The sequence below is a fragment of the Mycobacterium sp. E183 genome (assembly GCF_001667735.1).
Classification (GTDB): domain Bacteria; phylum Actinomycetota; class Actinomycetes; order Mycobacteriales; family Mycobacteriaceae; genus Mycobacterium.
This window is the reverse complement of sequence record NZ_LZJN01000152.1, coordinates 1-12,531: the sequence shown is the minus strand read 5'-3', so window position 1 is coordinate 12,531 and position 12,531 is coordinate 1. Positions and strand designations below refer to the sequence as shown.

The following is a 12,531-nucleotide window of genomic DNA, read 5'->3' as shown; positions in this document are numbered from 1 at the left end:
GCGACGATGGTGACCTGCCTTTTATCTGCGCAGGAGCCGTGTTTTACTGGCACTAGAACACGTTGCAATTGAGGAGCGCACACATCATGGCACCCCCCAACATCCCCGCCGACTTCGACTTTCTCGACCCCGACGTCAACCTCGCCGGGCTGCCCGTCGCGGAACTCGCCGAGCTGCGCAAGGCGGAGCCCATCCACTGGGTCGACATCCCCAATGGCGCGGGCGGGTTCGAGGACCACGGATATTGGCTCGTCACCAAGCACGCCGACGTCAAGGAGGTGTCCAAGCGCAGCGACATCTTCTCGAGCTGGATGAACGGCGCCATCCCGACGTGGCCGCCGGAGATGAAGCGCGAGCAGGTCGAGCTGCAGCGCAGCGTCATGCTCAACATGGACGCACCCCACCACACCCGGCTGCGCAAGATCATCTCGCGCGGCTTCACGCCACGGGCCATCGGACGGCTGGAGGCCGAGCTGGCCCAGCGTGCCCAGAACATCGCGAAGACCGCGGCGCACGAGGGCAGCGGCGACTTCGTCGAGCAGGTCTCGTGCGAGCTGCCGCTGCAAGCCATCGCGGGCCTGCTCGGCGTTCCCCAGGAGGATCGCGACAAGCTCTTCCGCTGGTCCAACGAGATGACCGGCGGCACCGACCCCGAGTACGCTCACGTCGATCCCGCGCAGTCGTCGATGGAACTGATCACCTACGCCATGGCGATGGCCGCGGAGCGCAGCAAGAACCCCACCGACGACATCGTCACCACGCTCGTCCAGGCCGACATCGACGGCGAGAAGCTCTCCGACGACGAGTTCGGTTTCTTCGTGGTGATGCTCGCGGTGGCGGGCAACGAGACCACGCGCAACTCGATCACCCACGGCATGTGATCGGCGACCGCGTTGAAGATGAGGTTGATGGTCATGCGGGCCAGGTTCGCGCCGATGCAGTAGTGGGCGCCGGTGCCACCGAACCCGACGTGGGGGTTCGGGTCGCGCAGGATGTTGAAGGCGTGCGGATCAAGAAGGGCGAACGGGTGGTGATGTCCTACCGCTCGGCCAACTTCGACGAAGAGGTCTTCGAGGACCCGCACGCCTTCAACATCCTGCGCGACCCGAACCCCCACGTCGGGTTCGGTGGCACCGGCGCCCACTACTGCATCGGCGCGAACCTGGCCCGCATGACCATCAACCTCATCTTCAACGCGGTCGCCGATCACATGCCGGACCTCAAGCCGGTCGGCGAGCCCGAGCGGCTGCGGTCGGGCTGGCTCAACGGAATCAAGCATTGGCAGGTGGACTACACCGGCAAGACCGCGGTGACGTCCTGATGGACTTCAATCTCACTGCGACGCAACAAGCCGTCGCGGATGTGGTGACGTCCGTTCTGGATCGGGACCTCGGCTGGGACGCGTTGGTCAGCGGCGGGGTGACGGCGCTGCCGGTGCCCGAGCGCCTCGGCGGCGACGGCGTCGGCCTGCCCGAGGTCGCCACGGTGCTCACCGAGATAGGCCGCCACGGCGCCATCACGCCGGCGCTGGCCACCCTCGGCTTCGGCGTGGCGCCGCTGCTTGACCTGGCGTCCGATGAACAACAGGACCGGTTCCTGGCCACGGTCGCCAAGGGCGGCGTGCTGACGGCCGCGCTGAACGAGCCCGGCGCCGCGTTGCCCGACCGGCCGTCGACCACCTTCGCCGACGGCCGGCTGTCGGGCACCAAAGTGGCTGTGCCGTATGCCGAATCCGCCGACTGGATGGTCGTGACCGCGGACAGCGCGGTCGTGGTGGTGTCGCCGAAGGCCGACGGTGTGGCGGTGGTCAAGACGCCGACATCGAACGGTGCGGACGAGTACAGCGTCACGTTCGCCGACGTCGCTGTCGGCGACTCCGATGTGCTCGCCGGCGCCCAGGCGCATCGGGTCAATCAGCTCGCCTTGGCGGCCGTCGGCGCCTACGCCGACGGGCTGGTGGCCGGGGCGCTGCGCCTCACCGCGGACTACGTGGCCAACCGCAAGCAGTTCGGCAAGCCGCTGTCCACGTTCCAGACGGTGGCGGCGCAGCTGGCGGAGGTCTACATCGCCTCGCGCACCATCGATTTGGCGGCCAAGTCGGTGGTGTGGCGGCTGTCCGAAGGCCGGGACGCCGACGACGACCTGGACGTGCTCGGCTACTGGATCACTTCGCAGGCCCCGCCGGTGATGCAGACCTGCCATCACCTGCACGGTGGCATGGGCATGGACATCACCTACCCGATGCACCGGTATTACTCCACGATCAAGGACCTGTCCCGGCTGCTGGGCGGTTCTTCTCATCGTCTCGACCTGGTGGGAGCGCAATGTTCATAGACCTCACTCCGGAGCAGCGTCAGCTGCAAGCGGAACTGCGGGAGTACTTTTCGAACCTGATCTCGTCCGACGAGATGAAGGCGATGGAGCAGGACCGGCACAACGAGGCCTACCGCGCGGTGATCCGGCGGATGGGCCGCGACGGCAAGCTCGGGGTGGGGTGGCCAAAAGAGTTCGGCGGCTTGGGCTTCGGGCCCATCGAGCAGTCGATCTTCGTCAACGAGGCGCATCGGGCCGACGTTCCGCTGCCCGCGGTCACGCTGCAGACCGTCGGGCCGACGCTGCAGCAGTTCGGCAGCGAAGCGCAGAAAAAGAAGTTCCTGCCGGCGATCTTGGCGGGCGAGGTGCACTTCGCGATCGGTTACAGCGAGCCCGAGGCCGGCACCGACCTGGCGTCCCTGCGGACGACCGCCGTCCGTCAGGGCGACGAGTACATCGTCAACGGCCAGAAGATGTGGACCACCGGCGGACACGACGCCGACTACATCTGGCTGGCCTGCCGCACCGACCCGGAAGCCGTTAAACACAAGGGCATTTCGATCCTGATCGTGGACACGAAGGATCCCGGGTTCTCCTGGACGCCGATCATCCTGTCCGACGGCGCCCACCACACCAACGCCACCTACTACAACGACGTGCGGGTGCCCGCCGACATGCTGGTCGGCGAGGAGAACGGCGGCTGGCGGCTCATCACCACTCAGCTCAACAACGAACGTGTCATGCTCGGCCCCGCGGGCCGCACGGCCGGCATCTACGACCGCTTGCACGCCTGGGCGTCCAAGCCGGGCAGCGACGGGATCACCCCGATCGACCACCAGGACGTCAAGCGGGCCCTCGGTGAGATCCACGCGATGTGGCGAATCAACGAGCTGCTCAACTGGCAGGTGGCCGCGGCCGGTGAAGACATCAACATGGCCGACGCCGCCGCCACGAAAGTCTTTGGCACCGAGCGGATCCAGTACATCGGCCGGCTCGCCGAGGAGATCGTCGGCAAGTATGGCAACGCGGCCGACTCGGACACCGCGGAGCTGCTGAACTGGCTGGACTCGCAAACCAAGCGCAACCTGGTCATCACCTTCGGTGGAGGCGTCAACGAAGTCATGCGAGAAATGATCGCGGCGGCAGGCCTCAAAGTGCCGAGGGTCCCTCGATGACCGACACGGACGACATCAAGAAGGCTGTCGCCGAGATCACGTCCACTGTCGTCGCCGCACCCCGCACGGGCCGGGATCCGGTCAACCAGCCGATCATCAACAACTGGGTCGAGGCGCTGGGCGACCGCAACCCGATCTACGTCGACGAGGCCGCGGCCAAGGCCGCCGGTCATCCCGGACTTGTCGCGCCCCCGGCGATGATCCAGGTGTGGACGATGTTCGGACTGGGCGGCGAGCGTCCGACGGACGATCCCATGGGTCCGATCATGGAATTGTTCGACGGCGCAGGCTATGTCGGCGTGGTCGCCACCAACTGCGAGCAGACCTACCACCGGTATCTGCGTCCCGGCGAGCGGGTGACCGTGCACTCCGAGATGCGTGACGTGGTCGGGCCAAAACAGACCGCTCTCGGCGAAGGCTGGTTCATCAACCAGCACATCACCTGGCGCGTCGGTGACGAGGATGTCGCCGAGATGGCATGGCGCATACTCAAATTCAAGCCGCGCGAGACATCCGAGACGGCGCGGTCTTCGATTCCCGAGGATTTGGACGCCGACGCCCTGATGCGCCCGGCGGTTTCCCGGGACACCGCGTTCTTCTGGGAGGGTGTCAAGGCACACGAGCTGCGCATTCAGCGGCGGCCCGACGGCAGTCTGCAGCACCCGCCGGTGCCGGCGGTGTGGCAGGACAAAGAGCAGCCGATCGACTTTGTGGTGGCCGGCGGCACGGGCACGGTGTACAGCTTCGTAGTGCACCACGCGCCCAAGGTTCCCGGGCGCACGCTGCCCTTCGTGATCGCCCTGGTCGAACTCGAGGAAGGGGTCCGGATGCTGGGCGAGCTGCGCGGGGTGGACCCTGCCGCGGTGAAGATCGGAATGCCTGTTCGCGCAACCTATATCGACTTTCCCGCCGGTGAGTCCGGCCCGGAATGGACCCTGTACGCATGGGAGCCCCAAGCATGAGTGCGCCCGTCGTCGAAGTGGGTACGAAGCTGCCCGAGCTCAAGATCGAAGGCACGCCCACCTTCATCATCTCGACGGCCATCGCCACCCGCGACTTTCAGGACGTGCACCACGACCGGGATCTGGCCCAGGCCAAGGGATCGAAGGATATCTTCGTCAACATCCTCACCGACACCGGGCTGGTACAGCGCTTCCTGACCGACTGGGCCGGGCCGACCGCGATGATCAAGTCGATCGGTCTGCGGCTGGGCGTGCCGTGGTACGCCTACGACACCATCACCTTCTCAGGTGAGGTGACCGCGGTGGAAGACGGGTTGATCACCGTGAAGGTGTTCGGCCGCAACAGCCTTGGTGACCACGTCATCGCGACCGCCACGCTCACGATTGGGGACGCTTAATGTTGTCGGGTAAGGCCGCCATCGTCGGCATCGGTGCCACCGACTTCTCGAAGAATTCCGGCCGAAGCGAGCTGCGCCTGGCGGCCGAGGCGGTTCTGGATGCGCTCGACGACGCGGGCCTCAAGCCGTCGGACGTCGACGGCCTCACCACCTTCACGATGGACAGCAACAACGAGACCGCGGTGGCGCGTGCGACCGGCATCGGCGACCTGAGATTCTTCGCGCAGACGGGTTACGGCGGCGGTGCGGCGTGCGGGACCGTCGCACACGCAGCAGCGGCCGTCGCGACCGGGCTGGCGGACGTCGTGGTGGCCTACCGCGCGTTCAACGAACGGTCCGGCCAGCGTTTCGGTCAGGTGCAAAGTCGCCTCGCGGGGACCCCTGGGGCACAGGCCGATTCGACGGCAGCCGACAACTCCTTCTCGTATCCGCATGGCCTTTCGACACCGGCCGCGCAGGTGGCCATGATCGCGCAGCGGTACATGCACTGGTCCGGTGCCACCAGCCGTGACTTCGGCGCCATCTCGGTCGCAGACCGCAAGCACGCGGCCAAGAACCCGAAGGCGTACTTCTACGAGAAGCCGATAACCATTGACGACCACCAGAATTCGCGGTGGATCGCCGAGCCGTTGCGGCTGCTGGACTGCTGCCAGGAGACCGACGGCGCGGTGGCCCTCGTGGTGACCTCGGTGGAGCGGGCGCGAGACCTCAAGCAGCGGCCCGCCGTCATCGAGGCGGCGGCCCAGGGCGCCAGCCCCGACCAGTACACCATGGTGAGCTACTACCGCTCCGAACTCGGCCTGCCCGAGATGGGTGTGGTCGGCAAGCAGCTCTGGCAGCAATCGGGCCTGAAGCCGGACGATATTCAGACCGCCGTGATCTACGACCACTTCACTCCGTTCACACTGATTCAGTTGGAGGAGTTGGGATTCTGCGCCAAGGGCGAGGCCAAAGACTTCATCGCCAACGGCGCGGTCGAGGTGGGCGGTCGGCTGCCGATCAATACCCACGGCGGCCAGCTCGGTGAGGCCTACATCCACGGGATGAACGGAATCGCGGAGGGTGTCCGGCAATTGCGCGGGACCTCGGTCAACCCGGTCCCCGACGTCGAGCACGTCCTCGTCACCGCGGGAACCGGCGTGCCCACGTCAGGCCTCATCCTCGGCTAACGCTGCCATTCGCGTTCGAGTGTGCGGCCTGCCGCACGTTCGCGTTCGACTGTGCGGCCTGCCGCACACTCGACGGCAGTCGGCTAAGAACGCGCGACGACCGAATACACGGTCTCCATGCCGCGCCGGCCCTTGATCTCGACCTGCTCCGAGTGGCCCCAGACATATTCCGGCTCAACGGCATCGCGCACGCGGCTGCTGACCATCACGGCCGGGCGCCCGGCCCGCCCGGCGATGCCGGCCAGCCGGAACGCCACGTTGGTCGCGTCGCCAATCACGGCCGTGACCGTTCTCGTCATCGCGGCGATCGCGGCCCGGCCCTGCACCACCCCCCAGCCCATGCGGATCGGCGAGCCGTCCGGGCTCCGCAGGGGGAGGGTGGGCCCGAGCTCCTCGACCCTCCGGTTCGCGGCGAGCGCGAAGTCGATCGCGAGCTCATTGGCCTTTGGAATCGTCCGCAGCTCCCAGACGGCATACAGCGCATCGCCGGCGTAGTGGTTGAGCGTGCCGCGGTGGGCGCGCAGCACCTGGTTGAGGTCGTGCCACAGATAGTTCAGGCTCTGGGCGATCACCCGGTTGTCGGTGACCTCCGAGATCGTCGAGTAGTTGGTGATATCGCCGACCACCATCACCATGGTCTCCTCGGCGATCCGGGTCAGGGTCGGGCTGGTGTTGGTCAACCCCGCTGCATTGAACCGGTCCGATCGGAAGATCAGCACGACGTCGCCGATCGAGATCTGGTCGTCGGGCTTGATGGGGACCTGCACGGCGCGTTCCAGCGGCATGCCGTTGAGCAACGTTCCGTTGGTGCTGGTGTCGATGAGGTAGGCCCGGTCGGTTACGACGTCGAGACGGATCTCGAGGTGGTTACGGGAGATGTTCGGGTCCTGGATAACCAGCCGGCGCGCTTCGTCGATGCCCGCGCACTGACGGCCGACGAATAGTTGATCGAAGATCGGCACGAGCTTCTCGCCGCCGTTCAAGTGCATGACCAGATTGGCCAGCGGCTTGTTCAACCAATCGGGGCGCATGGCTTAACGACCTCGCCGCACTCGAACGGCAGGGTGTGCGAGCGAGACCCGTCGTTGAGTGCCACGCCCGCCCTGACCACTCTGTGCACACACTAAGCGTCTGCCATCTGAACGTGCTGAGCTGTTAGCTGCAGGGGTAATCGTATCCGACGCTCAGCGAACGAGCGTCGGCTGCGCTTCGAGTGCGGCCCGGGCCGCTTTCCGCCCGGCTTGCAGGGCGGCGTCGATGTTTTTGAAGTCCAGTGGACCGATCGCCGAGACGTCAGGCTCGATGATCGCCGTGACCCGGGGGAGCTCGCGCAGGTTCCACTTGGGTGCCGCGAGTTCGACGCTGCGAAGCAACGTGTCTTGCAGCGGAGGCAGGGCCGCATCCGTGCCTGTCACGAGCCGCCGGACGAACGCGGGAGGCTGAAGCTTCGCCGGCAGCGGGCCAAAGCCCTTCGACGGCACCCACGTCGTGCGCAGATCGACGCATATCACTTCGCCGTCGGGGTCGGCACACATCACGTCGGCCGGGAGGATGTTCATCAATCCGCCGTCCACGAGCAGCCGCTCGCGATGTTGCACCGGCGGCAGGAGACCGGGTATCGAGATCGATGCGCGCACGGCGACCCACAGCAGCCCACGGCGATGGATGATCTGTTCGCCCGTGATGATGTCGGTGGAGACGGAGAAGAACTCCCTCGGCAGGTGCTCGATCAGGGTGGTGCTGCCGAAGAATCCCTCTATCAGACGGTCGACACGGCGACCTCGGGTGAGGGCTATCGCAGGGATCGTGTAGTCGCTGACCGGCCTGGTCTCGGCAACGTACTTCCGCGCCGCCGCGGTGCAATCCCGCGCGTCCAGCCCCAACGCGAAGGTGGCGGCGGCGAGGGCACCGGAACTGGTTCCGCCGAACCGGTCGATGACGATGCCCGCCCGCGTGAGCTCTTCGTAGACGCCGTAATGCGCGAGGCCCCGCGCGCCCCCGCCCCCCAGCACGAGACCGATAGAGCGCCCGGTGATTCTGCGGGCCAGCGCGCCGATTCCGTCGTCGTCGGCGGGGTGATGCGATACGGGCTGCAGCAGATCCCACCAGCTCGGGTCCGGCACGACGCCACAAGTGACCAGGTGGACCGGCCCTTGCGTCACCGGTGGTTCGAGCGTGGCCGGCGGATGGGTTTGATCGGCAAGGACCACGACTCGGTCGCTCTGCGCGGTGACATAGCGTCGCCAGCTGTCGCCCGAGCCCCGGTCGGCCACCAGCAACACCCAATCGTTGCTCCGCTCGACGCGGTCGAGGGTCTCGCTGAACGCTTCGACGAGCTCGCCGTAATGATTGGCCGCCGCCGTCGTTTCGACCGGCGGCGCGACGACGGCCGCCCGACCGTGCGATCTCAGCCGAGTCGCGATCGCCTCGATGATCGGCATGGCAACCGCATCCCCGGTCGACACCACGCCGACGACCCGCCGACCGCGAGAGACGGTGGCGGCTCGTGACTCGCGAAGCATTACCGCCATCGCTCGGAACATCGCCGATTGCAATTGCGGCGCCTTGGCGAGCACCTCGCTGAACGCGTCAGCGGCGATCCTCCAGACGACGCCGTCCCGAAGGGCTCGTACTCCGGCCGAGCGAGCGGCGCCGGTGATCACGCCCAGGTCTCCGATCGAGTCACCGGACGCCATCTCACGAAGCACCTGTCCGTCGATGCCGATGGCCGCGAATCGCCCCGAGGCGATTACATAGATTGCGTCCGACGGGTCCCCAAGGTGAAAGAGCCACTCGTTGGCGAGAACGTGCTGGCGACCTACGGTCTTCGTGAGCAGGTCGAGTTGTTCGTCGTCGATATCGGCGAATATCGGCATGCTCCGCAGTGCGGTTCGCTCGTCGGCCGCACGCGGCTCGGGCGACTGCCCTTCAGCGACCATGAAAGGACGAAAGCATATTGCGCCGTCTAGCGGTAGTCCGCCCGGCGCAAAGCCGCTACGCGGGGACCAGCTCGACGCCGCTGAGCACCGCGGCGTTGTCGCGCGAAGGCGCGACAACGCTAGCCACGAAACGGCCGTCCTCTTTCCACAGGTTGACGCGCAGCGTCTCGCCCGGGAACGCCACGCCGGCGAAGCGCGCGCCGTACGCGGCCACCGCGCCGGCGTCACCGTCCAGCAGCGTGTCGACGATGGCCTTGCACGTCATGCCGTAGGTGCACAGGCCGTGCAGGATCGGTTGCGAAAAGCCATTGGCCGCTGCGAAATCCGGGTCGGAGTGCAGCGGGTTGCGGTCGCCGCACAGCCGGTAGAGCAGCGCCTGCTGCGGCAGGAGCGGCACCGCCACCTCCACGTCGGGCGCCCGGTCCGGCGCGGCGTCCGACGTCGACGGCCCACGCTCGCCGCCGAATCCGCCCTCACCGCGGGCGAAGATGGACCGCCGCTGCGTCCACAGCAGCGTGCCGTCGGGCGCGCTGACGGTCGTCTCACTCCAGATCACCGCGGCCTTGCCCTTGTCCCAGATGTCGGTGAACCGGGTGACGGCGCGGGCCGAACCCGACGGCGGCAGCGGGCCGGGCACCTCCACCCGCTCGCTGGCGTGCAGCACCTTGCCCAGCTCGATGTCGATGCCGGGGAATTGCACGATCGGCGGTTTGGTCATGTGAAAGGACGCCGCCACGTTGCCGAACGTCGGCAGCACCTGCGGTGTGTCGTCAACCAGGTAACGCAGTTCGCGTGGATCCATCGGATCCTTGCCGGCGCCCAACGCCAAGTGGTAGAGCTGCACGTCGCTGCTCGTCCACGAGAAATCGATCGGGTCCAGCTCGGCGGCCAGTGCGACGTCTACATCGATGGGCATCAGCGTTCCCCCGCAATGTGCAGCGCGGCCAAGTAGCCGAACGTCATCGCCGGGCCGATGGTCCCGCCCGGACCCGGGTAGGTGTGACCCATCACCGGGGCGCTGACATTGCCTGCGGCGTAAAGGCCTTCGATGATCGAGCCGTCGTCGCGCAGCGCACGGCCGTGGACGTCGGTGCGGACGCCGCCCTTGGTGCCCAGGTCACCGGGCACCATCTTGGCGGCATAGTACGGAGCGTGGGCGAGCTCACCCAGGTTGGGATTCGGCTTGTTCGTCGGGTCGCCGTAGTAGCGGTCGTACGCGCTCTCGCCGCGGTGGAAGTCTTCGTCGACGCCGGACCTGGCGAAGCCGTTGAATCGCGCCACCGTCGCGGTGAAGTCCGCGACCGGCAGGCCGGCCTTCTGCGCCAGCTCCTCGAGGGTGTCGGCGGAGATGATGACCCCCGACTCCAGCCACTTGCGGGGAATGCGTTGTCCCGGCTGCAATCCCGCGAAGATGTAGCGGTCGCGGTATTGCTGGTCGAACACCAGCCACGCCGGAATGTTCTCGCCCGGCCCGGGGCCCTGGCCGAATTCTCCGCCATACATGTGGTGGCAGGCCTCGACGTAGGGCATCGACTCGTTCATGAACCGCTTGCCCGACATGTTGACGATGATCGATCCCGGCGAATTGCGCTCGGACAACGCGAACCACGGCGCGCCCACCAGCGGCACGGTCGGGCCCCACCAGGCGTCTTCCATCAGTTCGAGTGCGGCGCCGAGCTTTTCGGCGGCGACGATGCCATCACCGGTGTTGTCCTTGGCGCCGACGGTCCACTCGGTGGTGATCGGCGCGCGCTGATACTTCACCCGCATCTGCTCGTTGTGCTCGAAACCACCGGAGGCGAGGATCACCCCGCGCCGCGCCCGGATCAGCCGCGGCTCCGACGACTCCGACGCGCCGGTGTCGCGAACGTAGACTCCGCGCACGACGCCGTCCTCGACGTACAGGTCGGTGAGCGCGGTGTTGAGCAGCACCGGGACCCCGGCCTGCTGCAACCCGATCCGCAGCGGGCCGATCAACGCCCGGCCCATGCCGACGAGGTTCTTACCGGTCGCCTTCGCCCACATCGTGCGGGCGCCGACCTTCAGGCTGCGCAGCACACCCCGAGGGTGGCGCTTCAGCTGGTTCAGCCGCACGTAATCCTGTTGCATCACAACGACGTTGAGCGGCACCTTGCCGTATGCCGGCTCGAGCCCGGGCATGTCGGCGCCCAGCTTGCGCGCGTCGAACGGCTTCGGCTCGATCGAACGTCCCTCGGCGCGACCGCCCGGCGCCTCCGGGTAGTAGTCGGAGTAGCGCGGAACCCAGCACATCTTCAGCGGGGTGTGCTTCAGCACGAACGAGAGCATCTCGGGTCCGCGCTCGAGGTACGTGTCGATGCGTTCCGGCTCGACGACGTTGCCGACGATGCCGTGCAGGTAGGTCCGGGCCGCCTCCGGGTTGTCCCGGACGCCGTCACGCTTGAGCACCTCGTTGTTGGGAATCCAGACGCCCCCACCCGAGCGGGCGGTCGAGCCGCCGAAGTGCGCAGCCTTCTCGATGACTACTGTGGAGAGGCCCCGGTGAGCGGCGGTAAGCGCAGCTACCATGCCGGCTCCGCCGCTGCCGACCACGACGACGTCGAGCTCCTGTGCTGTCATGTAGAACACGTTATAGAATTGCCCGGGCCGGGCGCTACTGGGCCGGTCACACGAACGAGGGGACTTCTGCAGATGCTCAGTGTTGCGACACGAGACGAGCTCGCTGCCGACCTGGCGCAGGCTGAGCGGAGCCGCTCACCGATCGCTCCGCTGACCGCCGCTCATCCGGAGATCGACGTCGTCGACGCCTATGAGATCCAGCTGATCAACATCCGCCAGCGGGTGGCCGAGGGAGCCCGCGTGTTGGGCCATAAGGTCGGCCTGTCGTCGAAGGCGATCCAGCAGATGATGGGGGTCGACGAGCCGGACTACGGGCATTTGCTCGACGAGATGCAATTGTTCGAAGACACCCCGGTTAAGGCGAGCCGCTACCTGTGGCCCCGGGTCGAGGTGGAGGTCGGCTTCATCCTCAACGCCGACCTGCCGGGAGCCGACTGCACGGAGGACGACGTGCTGGCGGCCACCGAGGCGCTGGTCCCGTCGATCGAGTTGATCGACACCCGGATCACCGACTGGAAGATCGAGTTGTGCGACACCATCGCCGACAACGCGTCGTCGGCGGGCTTCGTGCTGGGCAAGGCGCGCGTCTCCCCGGGCGACGTCGACATCAAAGGGATCGATGCGGTCCTCAGCTGCAACGGTGAGGTCGTCGCCAAGGGCCGCACCGACGCGGTGCTCGGCAACCCCCTCACCGCGGTGGCCTGGCTGGCCCGCAAGGTGGAGGGCTTCGGCGTGCGGTTGCGCAAAGGCGACTTGGTACTTCCGGGCTCGTGTATGCGCGCGATCGACGCGCACGCCGGCGACGATTTTGTGGCCGACTTCACGGGCCTGGGATCTGTTCATTTGTCATTCGAATAGTCTCGGATTAAGTCGTCGGACTTAAATAGCGAGCTTCGCAAAAGGAGCGTCAGATGCCGGCTAAGGCGAGTGTGGCCATTGTCGGGTCGGGAAACATCAGTACTGACCTGCTCTACAAG

11 protein-coding genes and 2 pseudogenes are annotated in these 12,531 nt (G+C 66.7%); 9 read left to right on the top strand and 4 right to left on the bottom strand.

Going from position 1 to position 12,531, the window contains the following annotated elements:
- Positions 1 to 86: 86 nt before the first annotated feature.
- The 7 genes and pseudogenes from A5691_RS29160 to A5691_RS17360 all read left to right on the top strand — a co-directional run.
- Positions 87 to 885 (top strand): annotated as a pseudogene (locus tag A5691_RS29160) (steroid C27-monooxygenase); the annotation flags it as partial.
- Between the two features lie 115 nt (positions 886 to 1,000).
- Positions 1,001 to 1,321 (top strand): annotated as a pseudogene (locus A5691_RS29155) (cytochrome P450); the annotation flags it as partial.
- Positions 1,321 to 2,334, top strand: coding sequence for an acyl-CoA dehydrogenase family protein (locus A5691_RS17380; RefSeq protein WP_067752376.1), 1,014 nt, complete (start codon positions 1,321 to 1,323; stop codon positions 2,332 to 2,334). The pseudogene A5691_RS29155 and the gene A5691_RS17380, both read left to right, overlap by 1 nt.
- Positions 2,325 to 3,488, top strand: coding sequence for an acyl-CoA dehydrogenase FadE29 (fadE29, locus tag A5691_RS17375; protein WP_067752379.1), 1,164 nt, complete (start codon positions 2,325 to 2,327; stop codon positions 3,486 to 3,488). The genes A5691_RS17380 and fadE29 overlap by 10 nt, the downstream gene beginning before the upstream one ends.
- Complete coding sequence (locus A5691_RS17370; protein ID WP_067752382.1) at positions 3,485 to 4,450, top strand: bifunctional MaoC family dehydratase N-terminal/OB-fold nucleic acid binding domain-containing protein; 966 nt, start codon at positions 3,485 to 3,487, stop codon at positions 4,448 to 4,450. The genes fadE29 and A5691_RS17370 overlap by 4 nt, the downstream gene beginning before the upstream one ends.
- Complete coding sequence (locus A5691_RS17365; protein ID WP_067752385.1) at positions 4,447 to 4,848, top strand: MaoC family dehydratase; 402 nt, start codon at positions 4,447 to 4,449, stop codon at positions 4,846 to 4,848. Before A5691_RS17370 ends, A5691_RS17365 begins: the two co-directional genes overlap by 4 nt.
- A complete protein-coding gene (locus A5691_RS17360) occupies positions 4,848 to 6,017 on the top strand; it encodes a lipid-transfer protein (protein WP_067891486.1) in 1,170 nt (389 codons plus the stop codon). Before A5691_RS17365 ends, A5691_RS17360 begins: the two co-directional genes overlap by 1 nt.
- A gap of 83 nt (positions 6,018 to 6,100) precedes the next feature.
- On the opposite strand, the gene A5691_RS17355 is transcribed toward A5691_RS17360, so the two are convergent.
- From A5691_RS17355 to kstD, 4 genes are all read right to left on the bottom strand, one after another.
- Positions 6,101 to 7,048, bottom strand: coding sequence for an adenylate/guanylate cyclase domain-containing protein (locus A5691_RS17355; RefSeq protein WP_068017239.1), 948 nt, complete (start codon positions 7,046 to 7,048; stop codon positions 6,101 to 6,103).
- Between the two features lie 153 nt (positions 7,049 to 7,201).
- Positions 7,202 to 8,956, bottom strand: a complete 1,755-nt coding sequence (locus A5691_RS17350; protein WP_067891492.1) for a patatin-like phospholipase family protein — start codon at positions 8,954 to 8,956, stop codon at positions 7,202 to 7,204.
- Between the two features lie 55 nt (positions 8,957 to 9,011).
- Complete coding sequence (locus A5691_RS17345; protein ID WP_067891496.1) at positions 9,012 to 9,872, bottom strand: MaoC/PaaZ C-terminal domain-containing protein; 861 nt, start codon at positions 9,870 to 9,872, stop codon at positions 9,012 to 9,014.
- A complete protein-coding gene (gene kstD / locus A5691_RS17340; protein WP_067752400.1) occupies positions 9,872 to 11,554 on the bottom strand; it encodes a 3-oxosteroid 1-dehydrogenase in 1,683 nt (560 codons plus the stop codon). Before kstD ends, A5691_RS17345 begins: the two co-directional genes overlap by 1 nt.
- A 72-nt stretch (positions 11,555 to 11,626) precedes the next feature.
- Here kstD and A5691_RS17335 point away from each other — a divergent pair, with 72 nt between their 5' ends.
- Both A5691_RS17335 and A5691_RS28715 read left to right on the top strand, forming a co-directional pair.
- Positions 11,627 to 12,412 (top strand): 2-keto-4-pentenoate hydratase, encoded by a 786-nt coding sequence (locus A5691_RS17335; RefSeq protein ID WP_067891499.1) that lies wholly within the window; start codon positions 11,627 to 11,629, stop codon positions 12,410 to 12,412.
- A 53-nt stretch (positions 12,413 to 12,465) separates the two neighbouring features.
- On the top strand, positions 12,466 to 12,531 hold a 66-nt coding region (locus A5691_RS28715; protein WP_231981011.1), incomplete at its 3' end, for a hypothetical protein.